The sequence below is a fragment of the Dyadobacter arcticus genome (genome assembly GCF_011762185.1).
In the GTDB taxonomy this organism is placed as follows: Bacteria; Bacteroidota; Bacteroidia; order Cytophagales; family Spirosomataceae; genus Dyadobacter; species Dyadobacter arcticus.
Window position 1 is genome coordinate 1,346,325 of record NZ_JAASQJ010000001.1, and the last position, 25,822, is coordinate 1,372,146.

The following is a 25,822-nucleotide window of genomic DNA, read 5'->3' on the forward strand; positions in this document are numbered from 1 at the left end:
CCATTACTCTTACTTTTTTGACCTAGAAAATGAATTACAACGAAAAGATTTCCCGGAAGTCATTTATCAAAGCTGGCGCGTTTGCTTTGACAATTCCCGTGTTCTCCAAATTAAGTCTGGAAACAAAAGCAGCCTCTAAAATAGGGTTGCAGCTTTACACGCTCAGAAACGACATCTCCAAAGACTTGCTTGGAACGTTGAAGAAGGTAGCCGCCATTGGATATAAGGAAGTGGAACTCTTCGGATATAATGATGGCAAATTCTTTGGAAAAACGCCAAAGGAATTTAAGGCTATTTTGGGTGATCTTGGGCTTGATCCGGTAAGCGGACATTACGGGGCTGGCGTAGACAATAAAACATCGAAAGGAACCTTGAGTAACGAATGGCAACGTGCAGTGGATGACGCCGCTGAAATTGGTCAGAAGTACGTGAACTGTGCATATCTGACGGAAAAAGAGAGAGATACATTGGATAAGTATAAGAGCTATGTGGACCTGTTTAACAAGTCAGGAGAGGTGGCTAAGAAAGCGGGCTTGCAGTTTGGTTATCATAACCACGACTTCGAATTTAAGCAAATAGACGGCCAGATTCCTTATGATATCATTGCCGGACAAACAGATCCAAAACTTGTTAAGCTGGAATTGGACCTGTATTGGATCGTGAAGGCAGGATTGGATCCGGTCGCATTGTTCAAGAAATATCCGGGACGTTTCCCGTTGTGGCACGTGAAGGATATGGATAAGACCGATCAATCTTTTGCTGAGGTTGGTACCGGTTCAATTGATTTTGCAAAAATCTTTGAGGCACGTAAACTCGCAGGACTTACCCACTTTTTCGTGGAACAAGATGTTGCAAAACGGCCAGCAATTGAGGCAATCGACATTAGCTTCAAAAATGTAACTAAGATGAAAGTATAGACACAAAAAAAGACCTGGCCGCATAGCAGCCAGGTCTTCCAAATTATACAGATAAAAATATCAGTTTACTAACTGTAATTTAAGTTCATTCAAGCGGCTGCGCAGAGAAGCATCAATCTGACGGTCATCAATCCGGAGAACATACCCTCCAATCAAATTCTCATCTACTTTTTCGGCGAGCTCCACTGTTCTGCCGGTAGCTTCGGTAACGATATCAGTAAATTGCTTCCGCAATTCTTCTGTCAAAGGAGTGGTCGTAATAACGGTCGCTCTTTGGATTCCCTGAAACAGATTATAAGCTTTAATAAATTCCGCTGCGATCTCGTCGAGAATCGACTCCCTGTTCTTTTTCGTAATGATATTGAAAATGGCGTATGAAACAGGGTTGACGCGACTTTCGAAAAGTGCTTTCAAAATCCCTGATTTCTTTTCGTGCCGAACAACAGGGCTTTTCAATGCGAGCATCAATCCCCTGTTCTTATCGGCTGTATCTTTAAATAAAATCATATCCTGATACACCGCTTCGAGAACATCTTTCTCTTTGGCGAGTTCGATCAATGACTTTGCGTATCTGGAAGCTACTATACTTACTGACATCCGAAATTAGATATTTAATTAAGACGTGCAGATGAAGCAAGTTCTGCTATCAATGTTTCCTGGGCTTCCTTGTCTTTCAATTCGCGTTTCAAAACCTTTTCAGCTATTTCAAGCGAAAGGGTTGCAACCTCTTTTCTGATTTTGGAAACGGCAAGTTCTTGTTCATTGCGAATTGCTTCACGGGCGTTTTCCATGATTTTCTGCGCTTCGATCACAGCCTTATCCTTTGATTCATGAATCGTCCGATCTGCTGCGTCTTTGGCGTCGCGCAAGATCTGATCGCGAATAGCATTTGCCTCAGCAATCAATTTTTCATTATCAGATTTTAGCTGGATCATTTCTGCCCGCGTTCTTTCGGCCAGATCCAAAGCTCCCTGAATTTCGTTCTCACGGTCTTTAAGACCTTTAATGATTGGTTTCCAGGCGAACTTTGCCAAAATGAAAACAACCAATAGAAATACTACAAGCATCCAGAAAATAAGACCTGGGTTTGGAGTAAGCAATGACATAGTTAAATGAGTTTGAGTGTAGTATCGTGGAAGCCTAATGCTTCCACGAAAATTTTCTTGTCACCTCCCGGCCTATTGCCTTAGAAGTAAGGACTTTTGTCCAATGGTTTTGTTAAAGCTTAAACGAGATCAGCAGACAGATTACTGCTGCAAATAACGCTACCGCTTCAATAAGAGCCGCGATAATAAGCATTGCAGTCTGGATAGCACCAGCAGCTTCTGGCTGACGGGCGATACCTTCCACAGCGCTTCCACCGATTTTACCAATACCTAGACCTGCACCAATAGCAGCAAGACCTGCGCCGATAGCAGCACCGAAAACCGCAAGACCTGCACCGCTCTGATCAGCAGCCTGAAGCAAAATTTGAAGCAACATAATTGTGTTTGTTTTAAAATATATAGTTAATAAAAAAAGAGATTCAAATCAATGTCCGTGATCCGCGTGGCTATGCTCTTCAATAGCGCTACCAATATACATGGACGATAAAAGGGTAAAGATAAAAGCCTGAATAAAGGCTACCATGATTTCAATGAAGTTCAGAAACAGGGCGAACAGTGAAATAACAGGAGCGATCATGAAACTTTGGAAAATAAAAATCAAGCCGAAAAGACTAAGCAAGATGATGTGGCCTGCGGTAATGTTGGCAAAAAGCCGGACCATCAATGAGAAAGGCTTCATAAATACACCTACAATCTCAACGGGGATCATGATCAGTAACAATGGAACCGGAACACCAGTTGGCCTAACCAAGTGTTTGTAATAATTTCCGTTTGCATTCAGATGGACAATGATGAATGTCAAAACTGCCAGCGTCAATGTTACAGCGATATTTCCGGTAAGGTTGGCCGATCCGGGTAAAAGACCTAAGATGTTGTTAACCAGGATGAAGAAGAAAAGTGTAAGCAGGTATGGCAGATATTTCTCGTACTTCGGGCCAACATTAGGTTTCACCACATCATCGCGTATGAATAAAATAATAACCTCCATCGCCGACTGAAATCCCTTTGGTGCTTTACCCTTACTATTTTTATAAAAACCGGCAATGCTGGTAAATACCAGGATAAGGATCACCGCGCTCAATAACATAGAAGCTACATTTTTGGTAATCGAGAAGTCGTAAATTTTTCTGGATTCATCAACAGGAACAACTTGCTCCGAGTCACCGTGAACCAGGTGATAGCCGTTGTATTCGTGATGATCGTTGTGGAAATTAGAGGAAGAGAAAACTTCGATGCCGCGGTCGGCAGAGTACAGAATCACAGGCAAAGGAATTACAACGCCGTGTGTCATTTCCCACTCATGAGAGTCGGCAATGTGGTGCATGATCATCTCACCAATGTCGAACTTCGCTTCCGATTCTTCAAGCTTATGTTCAATTTTATGCTCCTTCTCATTAATGTCCTGAACCGCCTTTTCAGCCTCGTGCTGAACAGGCTCATCCGCCGTAGCGGGAACATTAAAAACGCAGGCTGAAGCCACCAGGGCAATCGTAAAAAACCGTCTCAAATGGGTATACATAAATGCTTGAAATGCTTTGCTTTGTCAATCGCGGCGCAAGTTACGATACAAACCATATATTTCAAAACATGTATAAAATAAATAGAGTACAAAAAAGTTGATCACAAATAGCAGTGAATCAGTTAGCCCATTGAATAAAAATAGTGCGATGAAAACGAGGCTTAAAATGATCCGTACAACGATGGTTGAAATGTAAAAAGTGACAAATTTCTCACGGTTGTTTCTTAATCCAAATTCCATTAGCCTGTGAGCAAAGAACGAGAGTCCGAAAAAGAAGCCAAGAATGTACCAGATATAGGGATGAAGTAAGGTGCTGGGATAGAATTGCTCAACAAGGAAAAATGCAATTCCTAAGATTATCGTAGCAGCCAGAGTACGTAACATATAAGAGGGTTGGAATCTTCTATTGTTTGGTGAAACTTTTGATGAGCAGGTAAAGAGAAGCACCGATAGATGCCATGGAAAGGACAAGCGTCCACACCGGAACTTTGTTTTGCTGCCATCCGTCCAGCCTGTACCCGAAATACGTAAAGATCAGGATGGTACCCAGCATTTGCATCGCTAACCCGGAATATTTAAGAAATCCGGATGGAGCATTGCTGCCACGAAAAGACTTGTTTTCGTCTGCCGGTTCGTAATTGTCTTGTTTCATCTAATCGGGGTATAATAGTAAGGTAAAATTGCTCCAAATTTTACAAATGACATTATCTTCGATACGGATTTATTCGAATTACCGTTTTAGTTTTGCTTACAGAAGATAAAGACCATCCCTAACGTCATTTTTGTGATCGAAAGTTTTGCCCCCCATATTATAAGACCAGCGCTTTACCTTTTTTTAATCTATCTTCTTGCTGGCTGTTCGCAGTTCAGTTCCAGACCAAGTGCCGTAAACTTTCACAATATTTCGGCGAGATACAATGCCTACTTCATGGCCGAGCAGGATATGCTTGAGGCAGAGTTTGAAATGAAAAAGGCTTACAAAGAAGATTACAATCAACTGCTCCCGATATTATTGCCGATCGATTCGGTATTGTCACTTCCATTCAAACCGAAGTTGGACGACGCAATTAAAAAAGCTTCAATCGTTGCGGAAAAACACCAAAACAGCAAATGGCTTGACAATAGCTACGTTATCCTAGGTAAGTCTCGCTTATACCTGGGCGAATGGGCTGATGGCCTGGAAGCACTGCGCTATGTGTATGCCAATGGCCGCGATGATAATGATAAAGACAACGCGCTCATTCTATTAATGCGCGCTTATATTGTCAGGAAAGACTATTCAAATGCTTTGGGTGTGGCAGAACATTTGAGCCAGCAGCCACTCAGCAAATCTTCTGCTAGGGATTTTTATCTTACAAAAGCTTATTTGCATCAGCAAAACGGAGAATATCTTACGTCTGTCGCCATTCTGGAGGAAACTTTCCCGGTTCTAAAAAAGTCGATTGAAACCGCCAGGATCCATTTCGCTGCTGCCCAAATGTATGACCGGCTCGGACAATACGCATTGGCCAACAAGCATTACCGGAGTGTGAAAAAGAACCGGCCCAATTATGACTTGGGTTTTTATTCTTCCATGAATTCGTTGCAAAACGAAGTGGTACTTAATCCTAAGAAGGATTTAAGCGATATAGGCTTTGACAAAATGTTGCGCGACCGTAAAAATGATGATCTGCGTGACAGGGTTTATTTTACGATGGGACTTTTGGCCGAACATCGCAGGCAAATTCCGGAGGCAGTTGGGTATCTCCAAAAAGCCGCCGCCGCTTCAAAAGGAAATTTACAGCAAAAGGCATATACCTATCTTCAATTAGCCCGGATCAATTACGAATCTTTGGAAAACTTCGAGCTTTCAAAAGCTTACTATGATAGTGCGCTGGTGATCCTTCCCCGTGAAGCTCCTGAATATACGCTCGTTGCCGACAGGAAAAGAGCGCTGGATAACTTTGTGACGGAATATACAATCGTTACAACTGAGGACAGTCTTCAAAAATTATCTAAAATGAACCCGGCTGCATTGGACAATAAGATTGATGCAATTATAGAAGCCAGGGAACAAAAACGTCTTGAAGACGAGGCAGAAAGGGCAAAAAAAGCATTGATCGCTTCTCAGATTACAAGTGTGGCCAACATTCCCAACCAAATGATGAATGGAAATGAGCGGAGGTGGGAATTGTACGATCCCGCATTGATTAATCAGGGTAAAATTGACTTTAAAAGAGCCTGGGGGAATCGTCCGCTGGAAGATGACTGGAGAAGAAGCAGCCGGCCGCTGCGCACGCTTGCAGGCAATGGTAATGTTGCGAGTTCGGACAGCTCAGGGTTGGCTCCCGAATTTGTTGCCAATAACACCCTCAAAAAGGGTACTCCTGAATGGCAGCAAATCCACGATAAACTTAAATCGGATGTCCCGTTGACCGAACCACAATTCACCGAATCCCAGAAGAAAAAGGAAGAGGCGCTTTATAATTTAGGAAAGATATACCGCTTTGATCTCAAAGAATCGCAGCGGGGCATCACCACTTTCGAGCGTATGCTTGTCGAATTCCCCAAAACACAGCACAAGGATGAAATTTATTATCTTCTTTATTTGAGCTATGAGGATAATAATGCTAATAAAACGGTTTGGAGGGATCGGTTGACGGGTGAATATCCCAATTCTACTTATGCAAGGCTGGTTAGCAAAAGTACCGATGATAGTGGTAATTCAGGCAACGCGGTTAAGGAGTATGAGTCTGTTTATCAATTATATACAGATGGCAATCATACACAGGCGCTGGAAAATATTGAAAGCAACTTACCGGCTTATAAAGGTGGTATGATGGAAGATAAGTTTGCTCTGTTACGCGTTTTTTTAATTGGTAAAGTACGAGGTAAAGAGGCCTATGCACAGGCCATTACCGAGTTTATGAGATTATATCCTTCAAGCATATACCTGCCCCGTCTCAAAGAAATGCAGGAATTGAATGCACTTTCAATGGGCAAGAGATAATTGCCCGAAATTGTATCTTTGTTCGTTTCGCACCAAATAACCCCGCATATATGATTGAGTTACAACCCGGAAAGTACCGACGCACTATTATCCGTCTCTGGCGGTATGTTGGACTGGGGCTGGGTCTGATTATATTGTACATTGTTGCAGTAAGTTTCAACTTTCTCTGGCTGTTCGGGGGAATGCCTGATCTGAAAACGCTGGAAAATCCCAAAAGTGAACTCGCCTCTGAGGTAATCAGCGAAGATGGGAAGTCATTGGGTAAATACTTTATTGAAAACAGGACACCCATCGAAATTTCTCAAATTTCGCCGAATCTTATCGACGCGCTCGTAGCCACTGAGGATGCCCGTTTTGTAAACCACTCGGGAATTGATCCTAGGAGTTTGTTGCGTGTATTCAAAGGTGTAGTTTCCGGTAATGCCAGCTCGGGTGGCGGTAGTACTCTTACACAACAGGTTGCTAAAAACCTTTTCAATACACGTTCTGAAGAATTTGAAGGCTTATTAGGAAAGATACCACTGGTCAGGATTATAATCGCAAAAACGAAGGAATGGGTGCTTTCAGTTGTTCTGGAAACGAAGTATACCAAGCAGGAGATCATGCAAATGTATCTCAACACGGTTTCTTTTGGTAATAACACTTATGGAATCAAGGTCGCATCTAAAACCTATTTTGATAAGGAAGCCTGGGACCTGAATGTGACTGAAGCGGCGCTGCTGGTAGGAATGCTGCAAAATCCAACATTATTCAACCCGCTTCGCTTTCCAATTAACGCATTAAATCGCAGGAATACGGTTTTGGCCCAAATGACGAAGTATGAGTACATTCCGGAAGAGGATTTTTTAAGATTTAAGGAAAGGCCGCTGGGAATGAAATTCACCATAGACAGTCACAATACCGGTTTGGCGCCCTACTTCCGGGAATCTATGCGAGGCTATCTAAAGAGCTGGGTCAAGATCTACAATGAAGAGCATGATACCAATTTTGACCTAAATACGAGTGGGTTAAGGATCTATACCACCATTGATTCGCGCATGCAGCGCTATCAGGAGGATGCGCTGAAAGAACATATGAAACAACAGCAAAAGTTGTTTAATGATCATTGGAAGAGTCGCAATCCGTGGAGTTTTGATAATGGCAAAGAAATTCCTGGCTTCCTGATTTCTGCTGGCAAGAAAACACCTCATTTTATTTCTTTAAAGAGAGATCTTGGCGAAGACGAAGCGTGGAAAGTTATGCGACGACCCTATAAGATGAAGATCTTTACCTGGGATGGAGAAAAGGAAGTGACCATGAGCCCCATGGATTCCCTGGCTTATTATAAGCGTTTTTTAAGAGCTGGAATGATGTCAATGGATCCCCGTAACGGCCATGTTAAGGCTTGGGTAGGAGGGATTAATTTCAAATATTTCAAATATGATCACGTAAAACAAGGTTCAAGGCAGCCTGGCTCTACCTTTAAGCCATTCGTATACGTGTCGGCATTGGATAAAAATTTCCTGACACCCTGCGACCACGTAACAGACCAGCCGGTTTACTTTGGTCTGTCTGACGGCGTTCCTGGCGGATGGTCCCCTCACAATTCAAACAATAAATATTCTTACCAATCATTATCGCTTAGGCAAGCGTTAGGTAAGTCTGTTAATACCGTAAGTGCTTATCTGATGAAAATGGTAAGGCCCAAGACAGTCGTTGAATATGCCCACAAACTCGGGATTACCAGCAATTTGCAATCAGTACCGTCACTTTGTTTGGGTATCAGCGACGTTTCGGTTTATGAGATGGTTGGCGCTTATTGCTCCTTCGCTAATGGAGGACATCGTACGGATCCTATGACCATTCTCCGCATTGAAGACCGTTATGGGAATGTTTTGCAGGAATTTTTTCAAAAACAAAATCAGGAAATCAGTGAGAATATGGCTTATAACATGCTATATCTGATGCGGGGCGCTGTGGAAGACCCGGGTGGAACGGCAGGGCGGTTAAGACAATATGGCATTACGGACGGAAATGAGATTGCTGCAAAAACAGGTACGACTTCCAATTATTCGGACGGCTGGTTTATGGGAATGACCCAGCATTTGGTTACCGGAATCTGGGTTGGAGGCGAAGACAGAAGCATTCACTTCCGAACCATTGCTTTGGGCCAGGGTGGTCGTGTTGCAATGCCCGCCTGGGGGATGTTTATGCAAAAAGTTTACAGCGACCAGACATTGGTACAATATCGCAAAGGTCCCTTCAACAAGCCCGAAAATTACGTGCGTGAATGCGGCGGCGTAACCAGCGATAGCACAGATACATACGTTCCGCCATCCCGGTCCGACGACGAGGGGATTTTATTCTAACAATACTTTGTAAGCCTCCGGCCAGTGAATATTCTTGTAGCACCTGACAAATTTCGTGGTTCCCTGGAGGCGGCCGACGTTTGTAAGGCAGTGAAGGAAGGTATCCTGCTAGCTTTTCCCAATGCGAATGTTACCACAGTCCCGCTTGCAGATGGCGGCGAAGGAACATCGGATATCCTCACCAAACAGGCAGGCGGAAAACTCATAACTGTGGAGGTATGTGATCCTCTGGGCAGGAAAATCAATGCAACTTATGGCTTATCCCAGGACGGGAATACTGCTTTTATAGAAATGGCGGCTGCGTCTGGCCTGAGGTTATTAACTCTCGGTGAGCGTGACCCATTGCTTACAAGCACCTTTGGAACCGGCGAGCTCATCAAAGATGCATTGGACAGGAATGTCAGAAAGATAATTCTTGGGATCGGAGGAAGCGCTACTACCGAAGGCGGAATTGGAATGGCTGCTGCATTAGGGATTCGATTTTATGACAAAAATGATCGGGAATTAAATCCAAATGGCGAGGCGCTCACATCTTTAAGCCGCATTGATATTTCTCAAAGTGACAGGAGATTGAAAACAGTGTCCATACTTGTTGCCTGTGACGTGACTAACCCTTTATTTGGAGACCAGGGTGCAGCCTACATTTACGGGCCTCAAAAAGGTGCAGGTCTTGAAATGGTACGGATATTAGATGCAGGATTAAGAAATCTGGCACAAGTTGCAACTGTCACATTCAAGAGAGATGTAAGTTCCCAACCCGGCGCTGGCGCTGCGGGCGGACTTGGAGCGGGCTGCATGTGGTTTTTAAATGCCGTCCTGAAAGATGGTGTCAGCATTGTAATGGAGCAAAGTAATATGTCCGCATTAATCCAGGATTCTGATCTGGTTATCACGGGTGAAGGAAAAGTGGATGAGCAGACCCTAAATGGCAAGTTAGTAAAGGGATTGGCGGATTTTTGCAAAAAGTATAATGTGCCACTCGCGGTGGTTTGTGGCACATTGCAAATTACGCCCGAGCAAACTCATGAAGCCGGCATAACTTATGTGGTTTCTGTGCTAGACAGGCCGATGGATCTCGACACCGCGCAGAAAGAAGCTTTTACCCTGGTGACAAACGCAACTTTTCATTTAGTGCGCTTGTTTTTTTCAAACAAGTAAAGCTAACTGCCCAAAGAATTTAATTACCCGATGCCTGAATTCAATTACAAAGACGAGCTTTCTAAAATTCCGCATGATCCGGGGGTATATCGGTATTTTGGCGAAACGGGGGAAGTTATATATGTGGGTAAGGCCAAAAACTTAAAAAATCGGGTTTCAAGTTATTTTCTGAAAAATAACCAGCACGACCGTAAGACGCGGAGGTTGGTGAGCCAGGTTTGTAGGATAGAATACACTATTGTTTTGAGCGAGTGGGATGCATTACTGCTTGAAAATCAATTGATCAAACAATTGCAGCCCAAGTTCAATATCCTTCTCAAAGACGACAAAACTTACCCTTTTATTTGTGTGACTGATGAGCCCTATCCAAGGGTTTATCCAACCAGGAACATGGACAAGACCAGAGGGACTTATTACGGTCCTTTCGCCAATCTCAGGTCCATGCATACGCTGCTGGATATGTTCAAATCATTATATCAGATCAGGTCGTGCCAGCTTCCATTGAATGACGACAACATTGCTGCCAAAAAATGGAAGGTATGTCTGGAATTTCACATTGGTAATTGCAAAGGCCCCTGCGAAGGGTTTCAGGATCAGAAGGAATACAATGCAGAAATCCAGCAGGTGCATAATATCTTAAAAGGTGATCTGTCATCGCCGCAGCAATATTTTAAGGAGAAGATGCTGGAAGCCGCAGAACAAATGGCATTTGAGCGGGCACATTCATGGAAAACAAAAATTGAACATCTTTCCAATTTTCAAAGTAAAGCAACGGTTATCAATCCCAAAATTGGGAATATTGACGTACTGACCATTGTATCAGACGAAGAGGCAGCCTACCTGAATTTTATGAAAATAAAACAGGGATACATGGTTGCCACCCAGACTTTGGAAGTCAAAAAGAAGCTGGATGAAAGTGACATGGAAATTTTGACTTTGATGATCATTGAGATGCGCACCACATATGGAAGCGAAGCCAAAGAGCTGATATCCAACATTAAACCTGATCTTGAAATGCGCCTAACATTGACCGTACCTCAGCTTGGCGACAAGAAAAAGCTGCTGGATATGTCGATGAGGAATGTTATGTATTTCCGGAGAGAAAAGGCGGAGCGCCGGGAAGTGGAGGCATCGGCAACATCTTCGAGAAAAGACCGGATATTGATCAGACTTAAATCGGATCTTCAGCTGAAATCTTTGCCACGTCATATTGAATGTTTTGATAACTCTAATATTCAGGGTACCAACCCGGTTGCGGCAATGGTTTGTTTTAAGGAAGGAAGGCCTTCGAGAAAGGATTATCGCCATTTCAATATCAAAACCGTCATCGGCCCGAACGACTTTGCTTCTATGAACGAAGTCGTTGGCCGACGTTACCTTCGAATGATTGCTGAGGAGCAACCGCTACCAGACCTGATCGTCATCGATGGGGGCAAGGGACAGCTTGGTGCAGCCTGCGACGCATTGAAAAGTCTTGGAATTTATGGTCAGGTGCCTGTTATTGGCATTGCAAAACGCTTGGAAGAAATTTATTTCCCGGAAGACTCCTTGCCTCTATATATTGATAAAAAGTCAGAATCATTAAAATTAATACAACAAATCCGGGATGAAGCCCACAGATTTGCCATTACATTTCACCGGGATAAGCGCAGCAAGGGTAGCCTTATCAGCGAGTTAGAGGGCGTGAATGGTGTTGGTAAAGTCACGGCGGCTAAATTGTTGAAACACTTCGGATCGGTGAGGGGGATCCGGGAAAGTACACTTGAAGAATTAATTGACCTGGTTGGAATAGACCGCGCGAAAAAGGTCAGGTCTTACTTCGATACCATGGCGATTAACCAGGTATAGTGCCGATATTCTTTCCGGCAATAAAACCCGTGGTCCAGGCATTCTGGAAATTAAAGCCGCCCGTTATGCCATCGACATCAAGTACTTCTCCCGCGAAAAAGAGGCCCGGAACCGAGCGGCTCTCTAATGTTTGGGGATCAACATCAGTTAATGCAATTCCCCCACAAGTCACAAATTCCTCTTTAAAAGTAGTTTTCCCTTTTACCTCAAACTGGCTGTTGATAAGCAGTTCAGTCAACCGGTTAAGTATTTTATGGCTGGCATCCGACCAACGTAATGTTTCAGGAACTTCTTCTTTTTCGGTAAATGCTTTCCAAAGGCGCAAAGGAATTCCAAAACGGGCATGGGAAGCGATCTGCTGCTTGGGTGTTTTTACCTTTTCCTGAACCAGAAATTCCCTCACCTGCTGCTCATTCATTTCCGGAAGCCAGTTAATCCTGCAAGTAAACTGATACTCTTTCTCCGCCAGGTCGCGGGCAGCCCATGCCGATAATTTGAGAATTGCTGGCCCGCTGAAACCCCAATGCGTAATGAGCAGCGGCCCGCGCCATTCATGTTTTGTCCCCATAATTTTCACAACCGTATCCTGAACCGAAACACCGGCCAGCGGCAGCAGGTAGTTTTCGGGCGTATTAAAGGTAAAGAGGGAGGGAAGCGGATTCACGATTTGATGATGGTGTTCGTGCAGCCAGTCAAAACTGCTTAGCCGGGGATATCCGCCGGTCGCAATCAGCAGCCGATCGGCGAATAACGTTTCGTCGTCATTTAGATTAAGGGAAAATGCGTTATCCGTTTTTACAAATGAATTGATGCTGGTGCTCGTACGTACTTCAACGTTATGCTGCTTTGCAGTTCTCAGCAGGCATTCAATGATGGTATGGGATGAATCAGATATTGGGAACATACGTCCATCAGGCTCAGTTTTCAACTTAACCCCTTTTTTTTCAAACCATTCAACCGTTGAAAATGCGTCGAAAAGAGGTAATTGCTTACGAAGTAACTTTTCGCCTCTAGGATAATTTTTTATAAAAAAACGCATATCAGACGGGTCATGCGTAACATTGCAGCGGCCTCCTCCTGAAATACGCACCTTATTCAGTACCGTTCTGCTTTTCTCCAAAATCAGGATCTGTGCATCCGGGAAATACTCCGCCGCAGTAATGGCTGCCATGAATCCGGAAGCCCCTCCACCTACAATTACAATCCGCATATCAACCTTTTTAAATCACACAAAATTGAAATGTTAGTTTTAAAAACTGCAAAATCTTTTCATATCTTTCAAAATCGCTTAAAAAAATTTAAACAAAACCTCACATAACTATACATGCAAAAAATCCTCGTTATCGGCTTAGGCAAAGTTGGCTCTTTGGTCGGGACATTGCTTAACAAGCATTTCGAAGTTACCGGAGTCGATAAATCACAACCCGCCGTTTTGTTGCCATTTCCCGTTTTGGCCGGTGATATCAGCGATCCTAGCTTTCTGGATCAGGCACTTTTTGGATTCGACGCGGTTGTATCCTGCATGCCCTATAATTTGAACCTTCCTATTGCACAGAAAGCCTGTGAAAAAGGCATCCATTATTTTGATCTTACCGAAGATGTTGGCACAACCTCCGCAATAAGGAAAATGGCAGAAGATAGCAGGAGTGTCCTCGCTCCCCAATGTGGCCTGGCTCCCGGCTTTATTGGTATTGTCGGCATGGATCTCGCAAAACGGTTTACCAAATTAAGGGATATTGAATTAAGGGTTGGCGCTTTGCCGCGCTACCCAAACGGACTGATGGGGTATTCCTTTACATGGTCTCCCGCAGGTGTTGTGAATGAGTACATTAACGATGCTGAGGTCATCCATAACGGCGTCCGGAAAATGGTACCATCGCTGGAAGGCGCTGAAATGATCAACATTGAAGGCCAGGAATTTGAAGCATTTATCACCTCCGGCGGGCTGGGAACCATGTGCGAAACATTGGAGGGGAAACTAGATACATTGAATTATAAAACCATCAGGTACCCGGGGCATTGCAGCCTGATGCGCTTTATGTTGTATGAACTTTGCCTTAAGGACAAAAGAGAACTGGTGGAACAGATCCTGACGGAAGCAAAGCCGCCGGTGCAGCAGGACGTCGTGTATGTATATGCGGTGGTGGAAGGATGGAAAGAAAACCGGCTGGAACGAGAGGAATTTTACAGAGCATATCACCCGATTGAAATTGATGGATTGAATTGGCGGGCTATTTCATGGACAACTGCGGCATCCATTGCATCCGTTGTTGAAATGGTTGCGGATGGCGTTTTGCCGCAAAAGGGTTTTATCCGACAGGAAGACATTATCCTGGCTGATTTTTTGAAGACCCAGAATGGTCAATACTTCAACTAGTCATCGGTTCTTAAAGTTTTTCAAATGATTGATATAAAGAACATTCTGGATAAGTTGGGGATCGAGCCTGTGAATCATGGTGTAACGACCGGGCAAGTTAGCTGGCCAGGCAATGGTGAAATATTAACATCATTCTCTCCTGTCGATGGGAAGAAAATAGCGGAGATAGGTCAGGCGGGAAAGTATGATTACGATCAGGTAATTGCCAGATCTGTTGAAGCATATAAGGTTTGGAGGCTTATCCCTGCACCCAAACGTGGGGATATTGTGCGGCAAATGGGTGACCAGCTTCGCAAAATGAAGCAGGATCTGGGCACCCTCGTGAGTTATGAAATGGGCAAAAGTTTGCAGGAAGGTCTTGGCGAGGTGCAGGAAATGATCGATATCTGCGATTTTGCCGTCGGCATATCCCGGCAATTGTACGGATTGACCATGCATAGCGAGCGGCCAATGCACCGCATGTATGAACAATGGCATCCAATTGGATTAGTTGGGGTCATTTCGGCTTTCAATTTCCCGGTAGCCGTATGGTCCTGGAATGCAATGCTTGCCTGGGTTTGCGGTGATGTCTGTATCTGGAAACCTTCCGAAAAAACTCCTTTGACTGCAATTGCATGTCAGCAAATCATTAAAACCGTATTGAAGGAGAATGATGTTCCCGAGGGCGTTTCCTCCGTAGTAACCGGTGGTCGGGAAGTAGGGATATGGCTGGCGGATGATCCTCGCATTGCATTGATATCGGCAACGGGGAGCATACCAATGGGGAGAGCTGTTGGAGAAGCCGTAGCCCGGAGGCTCGGGCGGAGTTTGCTGGAATTGGGAGGTAACAATGCAATCATTGTTACCCGATCGGCGGATTTGAACATCGCAATTCCCGGAATCGTTTTCGGTGCGGTAGGTACTGCTGGTCAGCGATGTACGTCAACCCGGAGAATTATTGTGCAGGAAGATATTTACGAAGAAGTTAAAAACCGACTTGTTAAGGCCTATTCTCAGTTGAAAATTGGAAATCCCCTTGAAACGCAAAATCATGTCGGCCCTTTGATTGATAAGATGGCGGTGGAGCAATATCAAGCTTCCGTGGAAAAGGTCAAAGAGGCAGGAGGTCATTTTATCGTAGCGCCCAATGTGCTTTCAGGAGAGGAATATGAATCCGGTTGCTATGTATCACCAAGCATTGCCGAAGTTGAAAACGGCTATGCAATTGTCCAGCACGAAACTTTTGCACCCCTTCTTTACCTGATTAAATATACGGACATCGAAGAAGCTATAGCAATCCAGAATGATGTTCCGCAAGGGTTATCGTCGGCAATCTTCACCAATAATGTCCGTGAATCAGAGCAATTCTTGTCACAAGTCGGCTCAGACTGTGGCATTGCCAATGTAAACATAGGAACATCAGGTGCCGAAATAGGCGGCGCTTTCGGCGGTGAAAAGGAAACTGGTGGTGGACGGGAATCGGGTTCGGACTCTTGGAAGGCATATATGCGGCGCCAGACGAATACGATTAATTACGGATCTGCATTACCGCTTGCCCAGGGAATAAAGTTTGAGTTCGACTGATTATAATTTTTAACTTTGTGGAAGCAGCACATTATAAATCCACTGAAAAGTTAAAGTATGAAATATCAATTAACCACCGATCAAATCTCTTCCAAAGTAGCGGGTGAGACCGTTATTCTGAATCACAGCAAAGGCGCTTATTACGGATTGGACGAGGTAGGAGTTCTGATATGGGACACGCTCGAAACCGGGCCGCAAACCCTTGATTCGCTTTGTGCAGCTGTTGTAAATGAATATGATGTGGATATTGATACTTGCAAAACCGACATTGATGTCCTTCTCAAAGACCTGGTCTCGGAAAAATTGGTAGAAATAACCGACTAATAATTTGGGCAAGATTCGCAGATTCATAGGCACATGGAGAAAATTGTCCGGTAAAGGAAAAATGCTTTTACTCAAATCGGTGGTATGCCTTGTAATTATAAAATTAGGGTTGAGCTATCTGCCTTTTCATAAATTCCGAAGATTGTTCGCCAGGTTTATCTCTACAGGTACATATAGGGAAACTCCCAAACCTGATATAGACCTGACTGTCTGGGCTGTCGACACAGCCGCCAATTTGCTGCCTATGGAACTGCTTTGCCTACCACGGGCCCTTGCTACCAAATATTTATTGAGAAGGACGCCAGCCCTGACCCTCGAAATTGGCGTGGAGATTAACCCACCCAAACAGTTCGAGGCTCATGCCTGGGTCGAAAGCAATGGGAATATCATCATTGGCGATTGGCCCAAAACAGTTTCGTATCAAAGACTTTGGGTTTGGGAATGAAATCAGAAACACACTTTTATAAAGCATTCGGCTTAAATATCAGCTCAGAAATTGAGTTGCCTGAGCTTATTAAGGGCGACGAGCAAGCAGCTGTCGATCTTCAAATCAGAAAAGGGGCAATTAACCTGCCAATTACCAAAAAGACAAATATTTACAGAAGGGCTATCCGGGCTGACTTTGGGCAGGATCATCACAATCACCTGTATTTGAACTGGAACGGGGTTGCCTCATTCAAGGCAATTGGGGGTACTGAGCTAATCGTATCAACTTTTACAGAAGACCGTGATTTGATCAGCTTATTTACAGTTAGTGAAGCATTGGGGTTAATATTATTTCAAAGAGGATATTTTTTGCTTCACGCAAGCGCAGTCCAGGTTGGCGATGAATCCTGGTGTTTTATGGGTAATCCAGGCGCAGGTAAGTCTACTACTGCCGCCGCATTTATTAAGGCCGGGTGCAAATTGCTGAGCGATGACTTAACTGCTATTATGTTCGACGCCAAAGGCATTGCGTATGTAATCCCCGCTTACCCACAGCTAAAAATTTGGGTCAATACAGTGAATGGCCTTGGTTATGATAAAGCATTGTTGGAGCCTGTCAGTGAGGGGGTTAATAAATATTCGTACAAGCCTGAATCTGAATTTCCGGATGCGCCGGTAAAGTTGCGCGAAATTTTCTTTTTACATAAGGCAAGAAATCGGAAGGCAATGGAGCTATTGACCAGTTCAGAGGTCCCGACGAAGACACTACAAAATTTTCCGCTTCCAGTTCCTTTATTAACAGGTGACGAATTAAAAAAACATTTTCTACAAAGTTTTAAATGTGCCAAAGCTGCACGAATGTGGAATAAAAGACGACCCGAGGGGTTTGGAATGCTGGAGAAATGGGTTGAGGAAAGCATTGCAAGACAATTAATTGCCGGGTAAGATGCTCAATTTGAAAGTATCACCCGAACTAGCGTTATTAATTCAGGCAGCTCTTGAAAATCAGCGTGCTACGCAATCTCCACCTCAATTAGAAAACCTCAATTGGGATAGGGTTACTTCACTTTCCCGATACCATCAGATCAGGCCTTTGCTATTTGACTACATTGAAGGAGCTGATCTCTCTCATGTTCCTAAGCCACATTTTCAACTGCTTAAAAATTTTACATTGGGTCAGGCCGTGACCAATATGTCCTTTCTCAAAGTTTCGATTGATTTATATAAGCAGTTAATGGATCGTGGAGTCAATGTTTTCCTGATGAAAGGCGCGCTCTGGGCGTGGATGCTCTATGATAAGCCTGGTTCCAGGGAGTTTGGGGATGTAGATTATTTCGTTGATAAAAAGGACATTACGAAAAGTTTGAGCATTCTGGCGGGCTGCGGTTTTGAACCGGACCCGTATCGGAAGCATTTGATGGAAGAGTCGAACATTTCTCAGCAATACCTGGAAACCGATTACCAGCTTCCAATGCTGCCTACCAGCGAAAGTTCTCTGCGCTCTTTGGAAATTCAGTGGAATTCGAGCTATCCCCGCTATTGTTACGATTTTACCTGGGCGGAACTTTCGAAAGGAATGTTGGAATTTAAAATAGCCAATACGCATATCAAAGTGCCCGGGATGGAAAATCAACTTCTGATGATGTTGATTCACCACGGCGGCGTTGAGCAATGGGATAAACTGAAATACGTCGCCGATTTTACCCGATTACTTCTGAAATATGGTCATTCACTAGATTGGGATTATATCAGTGATGTAACCAAAGCCAAAGGTTTTCATCGATTATTATTGGAATCCCTCGGTATGGTTAAGGCGTTAACAGATTCCGATTATTTCGTGAACATACGGGATAGTAGAAACCAGCATTACCCTTCCAATTCATTTTTAAAAGCTATTACCGATCATTGGGAAAACACACGTGAACTGCCGGAGACGAAGACCTGGCGGATTTTTCGATACAATATGATTTATCGGGATGGTTGGAAATTTAAATTTTTAATAGCGTTCGCACACTTAAATTACTTCGCGCATTGGAAACTCATCCTGAATAAATTTTTCTGGTATCGAAGAAACCGTTAAACGAGCGTAACCGTAATTTTCCCCTCAATGACATCTCCGGTTCCAAGAATGTTGAGTCCATCACCCGAATTAAAAGAGTCGACATTGGCGGTCAGAGGTTCAATGGCAACGCAGTCTCTCGCAGGAGGTGTGTATAAAACCAGATAATTGAACTTACCCTCACCAGCCTCTTGGTCAATCCTCAATGTGACATGCTGGTTTTCGGAAATTAATTCTGTAACTGCGTTGCTGCTTCCGTTATCAACGATAAAGCAATTATCAAAGGCCTTGCGGTAAAGCAGCGTCGGCCTTTCCAGGAAAAAAGGTTCTTTGCCAATTGGGATCTGATTGGAATCAAAGGCCACAATCTGGCTGGACGGGATACTAATTTTCCAGGCGTCGGTCTGTTCATCGCCAAGGACGAAATAGGGATGCCATCCAAACATAACAGGACAAAGTTCTGAGCCAATATTCTTCGCGTGATATTCTAATGTAAACCTACCATCTGAATGAAGGCTATATTTTACCGAGAACCACACCGAAAATGGGTAGCCGGCGGACTTCTCAATGTTATATGAAAGCGTTATTGAGGCATGGTCTGGCTCAATCGATTGTTCACCAATCACAAACGGTTTTTTCCTGACAAGACCGTGGATCGCATTCAGGCCGCCGGTTTCATTATTTTCCAATTGATACTCTTTGCCCAGGAACTTATACTTTCCATTGGGAATGCGGCTGGCAAATGGGAATAGTAATTCATTTGCACTTTGCGTGTCGTCAACCAGGGATTGGGGGGTAGGAGGGCTTTTTAAGATGGAAAATAGTGTCAGGTTTTTGCGCAGGGAAAGTTGACGGACGATCCCGCCTAGTTCTGGAATGATAACGCATCTGTTTTCGGTGGTACTTTCGTGGATAACGTATTCGGTTAGATCTCCAAATTGTTGTTTGAAAATTTCAAATGGCATGATTGTGCAGTTAGGTTTTGATAGGATTGTAAAAATAATAGCCGGACAATGATTACTGTCCGGCTACCCTCAATATTATATTCCAATTACAAATGTCTATTCGTTAGAAGCTCCTTTTTCCGCCTCAGCCAATTCTTCCTCCTTTTTTTCTTTCTCCAAAGTTTGCTTCACCACTTCTTCGTGAATGGCAGCTTCCTCATTAGAGCGACGGTTTATATAAGCCTGATAGCTGGTTTCCTTTTCATAAGGACGTTTGCCAATCAATTTTTCAAGATCACTTTGGAACAGAATTTCTTTTTCAAGCAATTCCTTTGCTAGTACTTCCAGTGCCTCACGTTTTTCAATCAGCAAATTCTTTACAAATTGATAGGCCTGATCAACCAGTTTTCTAACCTCTTCGTCAATCGCTTGCGAAGTCGATTCGGAATATGGTTTTGTGAATGCGTAGTCGCTTTGCTTGGAATCGTAAAAGGAGATATTCCCGATTCGATCGTTCATACCGTACATGGTAACCATGCTGTAAGCCACTTTGGTGACGCGTTCAAGGTCACTTAGCGCACCGGTTGAAATTTTTCCAAAAACAACATCCTCAGCTGCACGGCCACCCAGGGTCATGCACATTTCATCAAAAAGTTGTTCCGTACGATACAGATACTGTTCTCTTGGCAAGTACTGCGCGTAGCCTAATGCAGCGACACCTCGGGGAACAATGGATACTTTAACCAACGGATCCGCATGTTCCAGAAACCATCCAGCCACTGCATGACCAGCCTCGTGGTATGCAACAATTTGTTTTTCCTCAGGTGAAATGAGCTTGTTTTTCTTTTCCAAACCACCGATTACACGGTCCATTGCATCCTGGAAATCCTGCATGGTCACCTCGTCGCGGTTACGACGGGCGGCAATGAGCGCAGCCTCATTACAAACATTTGCTATTTCAGCTCCTGCAAAACCAGGAGTTTGTGATGACAACTTTTGAATGTTAACATCCGTTGACAATTTCAGAGGTTTCAAATGCACTTTGAAAATTGCCTCACGACCAATTACATCCGGTTTATCAACTGAAATTTGTCTGTCGAAACGGCCTGGACGAAGCAACGCTGGGTCAAGTACATCTGGACGGTTTGTAGCAGCAACAATGATAATTCCTGAATCTGTCGCGAAACCATCCATTTCAACCAATAATGAGTTCAATGTATTTTCACGCTCATCATTCGATCCGGGCATTGCACCACGTCCACGTGAACGTCCTACTGCATCGATCTCATCGATAAAAATGATACAAGGTGCTTTTTCTTTGGCTTGCTTAAACAAATCCCGAACACGTGCAGCACCTACACCAACAAACATTTCGACAAAATCGGAACCTGAAAGTGAAAAGAACGGAACACCTGCTTCCCCTGCAACAGCCTTGGCGAGCAATGTTTTACCTGTCCCGGGAGGGCCAACCAGCAATGCACCTTTCGGAATTTTCGCACCTAATTTCTTAAACTTATCAGGGCTTTGCAGATATTCAACAATTTCCTTGATCTCCTCTTTTGCCTCATCTAAGCCTGCAACATCATTGAATGTAATCTTAACCTTATTTTCAGCATCAAACAACGTTGCCCTTGAACGGCCAATGTTGAATATCTGGCCACCTGGGCCAACTCCTCCGGACATTCTGCCGAGAATAAAATACATAACCAGTATCATTACAATGAAAAAGCCCCAGGTTCCGAGGAAGCTGGTCCAGTCATTGCGGGTATCTACTACGAAGGGAACTTTGTCATCATCAGGAATTTTCTCCTGCATCTTGTCAAAATCCTTTTTGAATGTTTCTGCTGAGGTTACCTGGAATTGATAGTGAGAAGCATTTTCACCGCCAAAATAATTGTTTTCTTTGGCAACGACTTTATGTTTATCCTGGGTAAGTGCCTCAGGTTTCAGGGTTATTTCAACAGACTTATCATTTACAATGGTTACTCTCTCCACCTCTTTCTCAACCATCATCTTTTCGAAACGTTTTTGAGTTGTTTCGCGAATCGTTGATGTTCTGTTTAAATAGGTTATTCCAAGTATAGTGGCGATCAAAGCAGCTATTATCCAGCCTTGATATCCCTTTTGAGGACTTTTTGGACTGAGCGGCCCTCTTTTGTTATCGTTTTCGGACATTCTTTGTTTTAAATTAAGAGGAAATATAATAAACAACATTTCCGGTACGGTGAATGTTCACCCGCCGGCCCTTATACCACGGAATCTTCCAGGTATGTTACCACCGCATCTCCCCAAAGTTCTTCCAGATCGTAATGCTTGCGGCGCTCTTTATTAAATATGTGAGCTACAACGTCCACATAATCAATTAAAATCCATTCCCCGTTTGCCTTTCCTTCTTTTTGCCAAGGCTCGGTTTTGGACATTTTATATACTTCATCTTCGACCGAATTGGCCAAAGCATCGATCTGAGTGTCGGAGTTACCCGAACAGATTACGAAAAAATCGGTTATTGAATTTTTTACTTTTCGGAGGTCGAGAATTGCAATGTCCAAGCCTTTCTTTTCTGTCATTCCTTTTGCGACCAGCTCGGAGAGATCTTTTGAGGATAGTTCTTTATTTTTGCGTTCTTTCATGCGTAGTTAATTCCTTTCTAAACCCTAAAGTAAAGTAAAAAAATTGTACAACTCTATACAAGATACGCTAATAATCGGTAAAAAAGTTATCTATCTGCCATCTTGTCACTCAACAAACGACATAGCGGCTGAAATAGTGCACGCGGGTTTATTCACCGAAGGTACTGTTGTCATAACCGATAATCAGCTAAAAGGAAGAGGGCAAAGAGGTACTACCTGGGTCGCAAATCCGGGAGAAAATCTGACCTTTTCAATCATACTTACACCTGAATTTTTACCTGTTTCAGATCAATTTTTAATTAGTCAGATAACGGCATTGGCTATCAGGTCCTATGTGCATAATTATATAGAGAATGTAAGAGTTAAATGGCCAAATGACATTCTAGCCAATAAAAAAAAAATATGCGGTATCCTGATTGAAAATGGTATTCAGGGGATGAAACTAAAAAGTTCTGTAATCGGAATTGGTCTCAATGTTAACCAATTAGATTTTAAAGAAGATAGGGCTACATCATTATCATTGGAAACCGGCGTACCGTTCGCACTGCCGGATGAGTTTCAAAAGCTATTAGGCTTTTTAGATAAATATTACGTTCGCTTACGCCAAAAGTCCTTTAACCAAGCCATTAGAGCAGAATATCTAAGCCAGCTTCACGGTTACGGGAAGGAATTAGAATTCATATATGAAAATAAAGCCAGGCGAGGGACTATTGCTTATGTAAGCAGTGAGGGCCTACTTGGCCTCAATTTATCAGACCAGGATGAAGTATTAGAGCTGGGATTGAAACAAATTCAATGGTTAATCAACTAATGGTGCCTGCCCCCATTTTCCCAGTATGATCATGACGATCGCACAAATTCCTAAGCCTAGCGATTCCCGGGCAAGTTCAATGTTCAAACTCCTCATGGCAGCTTCGCCAAAAAAGATTCCCTCAAATTCCGGTGGCCATTGCAGGACACCCGCAATAATGTAGCCTGCTGCAAGTACATAAAATACCCAACTCGGCCATAACCCTCTGATGCTCATAAAGCAAGCAAGAGCAGCAAAACTGTAAACACCAATCCAAATTCCTGAATCCGGATCATTCAATTGGAAATATGCGAATATGACAAAAATGATTCCGAAAGCGATTTTGAAAAGTTTCATGATGTCAGGGTCATTTAATATTAGAATGTATTGGATAATAAGTCTTGATAGGATTGTTATTTACTTTGAACGATGTGATTCTTCGAAAATTATTGGCAAAACTGAGCCAGCGCAGATCCTGCATCCTGATATCCTAGACTAAGCGCCTGCTTCAAATTCGAGCATCCAAGATCCTTTTCTCCATTATACCATTGCGCCAGCCCAAGACCATAAAAGGCCTTACCATACTGGCCGTCCAGCCGGACTGTTTGTCTGAAAGCCAGCGCCGACTTATCATATTCTTTCAACTTGTAATAGGTGAAACCCAGGTTATACCAGGCCAATTTATTGTCCACGTCCAATTTTGTGGCCCTTTCAAAGTCTGTAATCGCATCAGGGAGCTTTTCCATGAGCACCAGCAACTGGCCTCTGTTCAAGAATATATCGGCAGTATCGGGAGCCAGAGAAGCAGATTTGTTATAGTCCGAAAATGCAGAATCCAACCGATTTTCGTCTTTATACAATAATGCGCGGTTAAAGTAGGGACGATATGAGGATGGCTGCAACCTGATCGCTTGGGCAAAATCAAGAAGCGCATTGGGAAATTCTTTTAACTCATAATAAGCAACGCCTCTCAAGTTAAAGGCCTCGGCATTTTCGGTCTTTTTTTCAATGGCCTGATTGATGAATTCTATGGCTTCACGCGATTTTCCTTCCTGCATTAATTGCTTGCCTTTCTTCAAAAAAGCATCCGAAGATTGGGAGCACGAAACGATGAGAAACAGGAAAAATAAAAAAATAAATCGGGGCATATCGCTTCACTGCTAGTTGATTCGCACAAAAGTAAGTTGAAACGTTAAATGAATGTTTTCTTTTTGTGAATAAAATGTCCATATCTTTGCACCCGGCAAATCGGAACTACCAGCTCCTTCCGAATCCCCCAGGTCCTGACGGAAGCAAGGGTAGGTGGTCGATGCGGTGAGATTCTCGGTTTGCCTTTTTTTATTTCCTTCCTGCTGTATTCTTCTCATTCTTTTTGCTTTTGACCAGGGTTTTCTACTTTTGTGGAATATTCTAACCAATACATTCCCAATATGAAATTTTTTATTGATACAGCTAACCTGAATGATATTCGGGAAGCACAAGCACTTGGCGTTTTAGATGGTGTTACTACAAATCCATCATTAATGGCTAAGGAAGGGATTACTGGTAAGGATAATATAATGCGGCATTATAAAGCTATTTGTGATATTGTGGATGGCGACGTAAGTGCCGAAGTGATATCTATTGATTTGGAAGGCATGATTCGTGAAGGTGAAGAACTGGTTGAAATTGATGACAAGATTGTTGTAAAGATCCCCATGACAAAAGAGGGTGTAAAAGCACTCAAATATTTTTCTGGAAAAGGCATCCGCACAAATTGCACATTGATATTCTCCGCCGGTCAGGCTCTTTTGGCTGCAAAGGCAGGCGCAACTTACGTATCTCCCTTTATCGGCAGACTTGATGATATTTCCACAGACGGTATCGCGCTGATTGAGCAAATACTATTAATTTATAGAAATTACGGATTTGATACACAGGTACTTGCAGCTTCTGTCCGTCACCCAATGCATATTATCCAATGTGCCGAAGTTGGTGCAGATGTGATGACCGGACCTTTGAACGTGATGGAAGCATTGCTGAAACATCCGCTAACAGATCTTGGTCTTGAGAAATTCCTTGCCGATTACAACAAAGGAAATTCTTAATTCACCCGGTAGTCTTATTAAATGCTTATGACCGAGTCGACGGAGCCAATAATCATACTGGAAAGGGCAGATATTTATCAGGGTGACCGGCCTGTTCTGAACGATGTGCATTTTGATATCAGCAAAGGCGAATTCGTTTATCTGATCGGTCGTACCGGCAGTGGAAAGAGTTCTCTTTTAAAAACGCTCTACGCTGATTTGTGGTTGCACACAGGCTCTGCGAAAGTGGCTGGTTATGAGTTGCATAACATTAAAAGGATTGACGTTCCATTCCTGCGCAGGAGGATCGGTATCGTTTTTCAAGATTTTCAATTGCTTTCAGACCGTTCAGTAGAGGATAACCTATCATTTGTACTCCGCGCAACAGGCTGGGAACAGCAGGCGAAAATATCGAAGCGAATTGCCGAGGTTTTAATGCAGGTCGGATTGGGTACCGCACAAAAGCGAATGCCCCATCAATTATCCGGCGGTGAGCAGCAGCGTGTCGTTATCGCCAGGGCAATGCTGAATGAGCCCGCCATACTCCTCGCTGATGAGCCAACAGGTAACCTTGATCCGGAAGTAGGTGATCAGATTATGCAGGTTTTTAGGACCATTAACAATGCCGGAACCGCTATTTTGATGGCAACTCACAATCATGACTTCCTCAAACGCTTTCCGGCTCGTGTCTTGAAATGTGAAAATGGGGGGGTAACGATCATTTAGATTTTAACTTATAAACACGGAAAGCGGCACAT

Annotated in this window: 27 protein-coding genes; 14 read left to right on the top strand and 13 right to left on the bottom strand. The window is 43.5% G+C overall.

The genetic code is table 11. The features are described from left to right. The first annotated feature begins 29 nt into the window (after positions 1-29). Complete coding sequence (locus FHS68_RS05650; protein WP_167267977.1) at positions 30-917, top strand: sugar phosphate isomerase/epimerase family protein; 888 nt, start codon at positions 30-32, stop codon at positions 915-917. 60 nt (positions 918-977) lie between these two features. Here the strand turns inward: FHS68_RS05650 and atpH are convergent, their stop codons facing one another. From atpH to FHS68_RS05680, 6 genes are all read right to left on the bottom strand, one after another. After that, positions 978-1,514 (bottom strand): ATP synthase F1 subunit delta, encoded by a 537-nt coding sequence (gene atpH, locus FHS68_RS05655; RefSeq protein ID WP_167267979.1) that lies wholly within the window; start codon positions 1,512-1,514, stop codon positions 978-980. Positions 1,515-1,528: 14 nt separating this feature from the next. After that, positions 1,529-2,023 (bottom strand): F0F1 ATP synthase subunit B, encoded by a 495-nt coding sequence (gene atpF, locus FHS68_RS05660; RefSeq protein ID WP_229211780.1) that lies wholly within the window; start codon positions 2,021-2,023, stop codon positions 1,529-1,531. Positions 2,024-2,135: 112 nt separating this feature from the next. Further along, positions 2,136-2,399, bottom strand: coding sequence for an ATP synthase F0 subunit C (gene atpE, locus FHS68_RS05665; protein WP_167267981.1), 264 nt, complete (start codon positions 2,397-2,399; stop codon positions 2,136-2,138). Positions 2,400-2,447: 48 nt separating this feature from the next. Then, entirely contained in the window at positions 2,448-3,542 is a 1,095-nt protein-coding gene (atpB, locus tag FHS68_RS05670) for a F0F1 ATP synthase subunit A (protein ID WP_167267983.1), read from the bottom strand. A gap of 24 nt (positions 3,543-3,566) precedes the next feature. Beyond that, positions 3,567-3,926 (bottom strand): hypothetical protein, encoded by a 360-nt coding sequence (locus FHS68_RS05675; protein WP_167267985.1) that lies wholly within the window; start codon positions 3,924-3,926, stop codon positions 3,567-3,569. Between the two features lie 19 nt (positions 3,927-3,945). After that, complete coding sequence (locus FHS68_RS05680) at positions 3,946-4,194, bottom strand: AtpZ/AtpI family protein (protein ID WP_167267987.1); 249 nt, start codon at positions 4,192-4,194, stop codon at positions 3,946-3,948. Between the two features lie 132 nt (positions 4,195-4,326). Here FHS68_RS05680 and porW point away from each other — a divergent pair, with 132 nt between their 5' ends. From porW to uvrC, 4 genes are read left to right on the top strand one after another with little or no spacing between them, the layout of a single operon-like run. Beyond that, positions 4,327-6,531: a type IX secretion system periplasmic lipoprotein PorW/SprE gene (gene porW / locus FHS68_RS26630; protein ID WP_310588508.1), complete on the top strand. Its 2,205-nt coding sequence runs from the start codon at positions 4,327-4,329 to the stop codon at positions 6,529-6,531. Positions 6,532-6,581: 50 nt separating this feature from the next. Then, positions 6,582-8,879, top strand: coding sequence for a transglycosylase domain-containing protein (locus FHS68_RS05690; RefSeq protein ID WP_167267989.1), 2,298 nt, complete (start codon positions 6,582-6,584; stop codon positions 8,877-8,879). A 24-nt stretch (positions 8,880-8,903) separates the two neighbouring features. Then, positions 8,904-10,037, top strand: coding sequence for a glycerate kinase (locus FHS68_RS05695; RefSeq protein WP_167267991.1), 1,134 nt, complete (start codon positions 8,904-8,906; stop codon positions 10,035-10,037). 30 nt (positions 10,038-10,067) lie between these two features. After that, on the top strand, positions 10,068-11,885 hold the full coding sequence (gene uvrC, locus FHS68_RS05700; protein ID WP_167267992.1) for an excinuclease ABC subunit UvrC: 1,818 nt from the start codon (positions 10,068-10,070) through the stop codon (positions 11,883-11,885). Here uvrC and FHS68_RS05705 read toward each other — a convergent pair. Beyond that, positions 11,872-13,095, bottom strand: a complete 1,224-nt coding sequence (locus tag FHS68_RS05705; RefSeq protein WP_167267994.1) for a BaiN/RdsA family NAD(P)/FAD-dependent oxidoreductase — start codon at positions 13,093-13,095, stop codon at positions 11,872-11,874. The genes uvrC and FHS68_RS05705 overlap by 14 nt on opposite strands. Positions 13,096-13,209: 114 nt before the next feature. On the opposite strand from FHS68_RS05705, the gene FHS68_RS05710 reads away from it, so the two are divergent. From FHS68_RS05710 to FHS68_RS05735, 6 genes are all read left to right on the top strand, one after another. Beyond that, positions 13,210-14,262, top strand: coding sequence for a saccharopine dehydrogenase family protein (locus FHS68_RS05710; protein ID WP_167267996.1), 1,053 nt, complete (start codon positions 13,210-13,212; stop codon positions 14,260-14,262). Positions 14,263-14,286: 24 nt separating this feature from the next. Beyond that, a complete protein-coding gene (amaB, locus tag FHS68_RS05715; RefSeq protein ID WP_208408172.1) occupies positions 14,287-15,825 on the top strand; it encodes an L-piperidine-6-carboxylate dehydrogenase in 1,539 nt (512 codons plus the stop codon). Positions 15,826-15,882: 57 nt separating this feature from the next. Beyond that, positions 15,883-16,149, top strand: a complete 267-nt coding sequence (locus FHS68_RS05720) for a PqqD family protein (protein WP_167267997.1) — start codon at positions 15,883-15,885, stop codon at positions 16,147-16,149. 61 nt (positions 16,150-16,210) lie between these two features. Next, entirely contained in the window at positions 16,211-16,594 is a 384-nt protein-coding gene (locus tag FHS68_RS05725; RefSeq protein ID WP_229211781.1) for a lasso peptide biosynthesis B2 protein, read from the top strand. Then, on the top strand, positions 16,591-17,520 hold the full coding sequence (locus tag FHS68_RS05730) for a phosphoenolpyruvate carboxykinase (ATP) (protein WP_167268001.1): 930 nt from the start codon (positions 16,591-16,593) through the stop codon (positions 17,518-17,520). The genes FHS68_RS05725 and FHS68_RS05730 overlap by 4 nt, the downstream gene beginning before the upstream one ends. A 1-nt stretch (position 17,521) precedes the next feature. Next, the gene (locus tag FHS68_RS05735) at positions 17,522-18,655 is read left to right on the top strand and encodes a nucleotidyltransferase family protein (RefSeq protein ID WP_167268003.1); all 1,134 of its coding nucleotides are present in this window, start codon (positions 17,522-17,524) and stop codon (positions 18,653-18,655) included. Here FHS68_RS05735 and FHS68_RS05740 read toward each other — a convergent pair. The 3 genes from FHS68_RS05740 to rsfS all read right to left on the bottom strand — a co-directional run bounded on the left by FHS68_RS05740 (position 18,652) and on the right by rsfS (position 22,208). Next, positions 18,652-19,599 (bottom strand): aldose 1-epimerase, encoded by a 948-nt coding sequence (locus FHS68_RS05740; protein WP_167268005.1) that lies wholly within the window; start codon positions 19,597-19,599, stop codon positions 18,652-18,654. The two genes, FHS68_RS05735 and FHS68_RS05740, sit on opposite strands and share 4 nt — an antisense overlap. Before the next feature lie 96 nt (positions 19,600-19,695). Further along, complete coding sequence (gene ftsH, locus FHS68_RS05745; RefSeq protein WP_167268006.1) at positions 19,696-21,753, bottom strand: ATP-dependent zinc metalloprotease FtsH; 2,058 nt, start codon at positions 21,751-21,753, stop codon at positions 19,696-19,698. 71 nt (positions 21,754-21,824) lie between these two features. Next, entirely contained in the window at positions 21,825-22,208 is a 384-nt protein-coding gene (gene rsfS, locus FHS68_RS05750; protein WP_167268008.1) for a ribosome silencing factor, read from the bottom strand. A gap of 43 nt (positions 22,209-22,251) precedes the next feature. Between rsfS and FHS68_RS05755 the strand changes: the two genes are divergently transcribed. Further along, positions 22,252-23,019, top strand: a complete 768-nt coding sequence (locus FHS68_RS05755) for a biotin--[acetyl-CoA-carboxylase] ligase (RefSeq protein WP_167268010.1) — start codon at positions 22,252-22,254, stop codon at positions 23,017-23,019. Here FHS68_RS05755 and FHS68_RS05760 read toward each other — a convergent pair. The 3 genes from FHS68_RS05760 to FHS68_RS05770 form a co-directional block, all read right to left on the bottom strand. Then, on the bottom strand, positions 23,008-23,355 hold the full coding sequence (locus FHS68_RS05760; RefSeq protein WP_167268012.1) for a transmembrane 220 family protein: 348 nt from the start codon (positions 23,353-23,355) through the stop codon (positions 23,008-23,010). The two genes, FHS68_RS05755 and FHS68_RS05760, sit on opposite strands and share 12 nt — an antisense overlap. 89 nt (positions 23,356-23,444) lie before the next feature. After that, positions 23,445-24,146, bottom strand: a complete 702-nt coding sequence (locus FHS68_RS05765) for a tetratricopeptide repeat protein (protein WP_167268014.1) — start codon at positions 24,144-24,146, stop codon at positions 23,445-23,447. 12 nt (positions 24,147-24,158) lie between these two features. Next, on the bottom strand, positions 24,159-24,365 hold the full coding sequence (locus FHS68_RS05770; RefSeq protein WP_167268016.1) for a hypothetical protein: 207 nt from the start codon (positions 24,363-24,365) through the stop codon (positions 24,159-24,161). A 63-nt stretch (positions 24,366-24,428) separates the two neighbouring features. Here FHS68_RS05770 and fsa point away from each other — a divergent pair, with 63 nt between their 5' ends. Further along, complete coding sequence (gene fsa / locus FHS68_RS05775) at positions 24,429-25,085, top strand: fructose-6-phosphate aldolase (RefSeq protein ID WP_167268017.1); 657 nt, start codon at positions 24,429-24,431, stop codon at positions 25,083-25,085. A gap of 27 nt (positions 25,086-25,112) precedes the next feature. Next, complete coding sequence (locus FHS68_RS05780) at positions 25,113-25,790, top strand: cell division ATP-binding protein FtsE (protein WP_167268019.1); 678 nt, start codon at positions 25,113-25,115, stop codon at positions 25,788-25,790. Positions 25,791-25,822: the final 32 nt, after the last annotated feature.

Coding starts and splice junctions, on each gene's coding strand:
- FHS68_RS05735 (WP_167268003.1), top strand. CDS start 17,522: ATGCTCAATTTGAAAGTATCACCCGAACTAGCGTTATTAATTCAGGCA.
- atpH (WP_167267979.1), bottom strand. CDS start 1,514: ATGTCAGTAAGTATAGTAGCTTCCAGATACGCAAAGTCATTGATCGAA.
- FHS68_RS05780 (WP_167268019.1), top strand. CDS start 25,113: ATGACCGAGTCGACGGAGCCAATAATCATACTGGAAAGGGCAGATATT.
- FHS68_RS05675 (WP_167267985.1), bottom strand. CDS start 3,926: ATGTTACGTACTCTGGCTGCTACGATAATCTTAGGAATTGCATTTTTC.
- uvrC (WP_167267992.1), top strand. CDS start 10,068: ATGCCTGAATTCAATTACAAAGACGAGCTTTCTAAAATTCCGCATGAT.
- rsfS (WP_167268008.1), bottom strand. CDS start 22,208: ATGAAAGAACGCAAAAATAAAGAACTATCCTCAAAAGATCTCTCCGAG.
- FHS68_RS05725 (WP_229211781.1), top strand. CDS start 16,211: ATGCTTTTACTCAAATCGGTGGTATGCCTTGTAATTATAAAATTAGGG.
- FHS68_RS05765 (WP_167268014.1), bottom strand. CDS start 24,146: ATGCCCCGATTTATTTTTTTATTTTTCCTGTTTCTCATCGTTTCGTGC.
- FHS68_RS05705 (WP_167267994.1), bottom strand. CDS start 13,095: ATGCGGATTGTAATTGTAGGTGGAGGGGCTTCCGGATTCATGGCAGCC.
- FHS68_RS05650 (WP_167267977.1), top strand. CDS start 30: ATGAATTACAACGAAAAGATTTCCCGGAAGTCATTTATCAAAGCTGGC.
- atpB (WP_167267983.1), bottom strand. CDS start 3,542: ATGTATACCCATTTGAGACGGTTTTTTACGATTGCCCTGGTGGCTTCA.
- FHS68_RS05760 (WP_167268012.1), bottom strand. CDS start 23,355: ATGAAACTTTTCAAAATCGCTTTCGGAATCATTTTTGTCATATTCGCA.
- FHS68_RS05710 (WP_167267996.1), top strand. CDS start 13,210: ATGCAAAAAATCCTCGTTATCGGCTTAGGCAAAGTTGGCTCTTTGGTC.
- FHS68_RS05690 (WP_167267989.1), top strand. CDS start 6,582: ATGATTGAGTTACAACCCGGAAAGTACCGACGCACTATTATCCGTCTC.
- FHS68_RS05740 (WP_167268005.1), bottom strand. CDS start 19,599: ATGCCATTTGAAATTTTCAAACAACAATTTGGAGATCTAACCGAATAC.
- fsa (WP_167268017.1), top strand. CDS start 24,429: ATGAAATTTTTTATTGATACAGCTAACCTGAATGATATTCGGGAAGCA.
- ftsH (WP_167268006.1), bottom strand. CDS start 21,753: ATGTCCGAAAACGATAACAAAAGAGGGCCGCTCAGTCCAAAAAGTCCT.
- FHS68_RS05770 (WP_167268016.1), bottom strand. CDS start 24,365: ATGAGAAGAATACAGCAGGAAGGAAATAAAAAAAGGCAAACCGAGAAT.
- atpF (WP_229211780.1), bottom strand. CDS start 2,023: ATGTCATTGCTTACTCCAAACCCAGGTCTTATTTTCTGGATGCTTGTA.
- FHS68_RS05730 (WP_167268001.1), top strand. CDS start 16,591: ATGAAATCAGAAACACACTTTTATAAAGCATTCGGCTTAAATATCAGC.
- amaB (WP_208408172.1), top strand. CDS start 14,287: ATGATTGATATAAAGAACATTCTGGATAAGTTGGGGATCGAGCCTGTG.
- atpE (WP_167267981.1), bottom strand. CDS start 2,399: ATGTTGCTTCAAATTTTGCTTCAGGCTGCTGATCAGAGCGGTGCAGGT.
- FHS68_RS05720 (WP_167267997.1), top strand. CDS start 15,883: ATGAAATATCAATTAACCACCGATCAAATCTCTTCCAAAGTAGCGGGT.
- FHS68_RS05680 (WP_167267987.1), bottom strand. CDS start 4,194: ATGAAACAAGACAATTACGAACCGGCAGACGAAAACAAGTCTTTTCGT.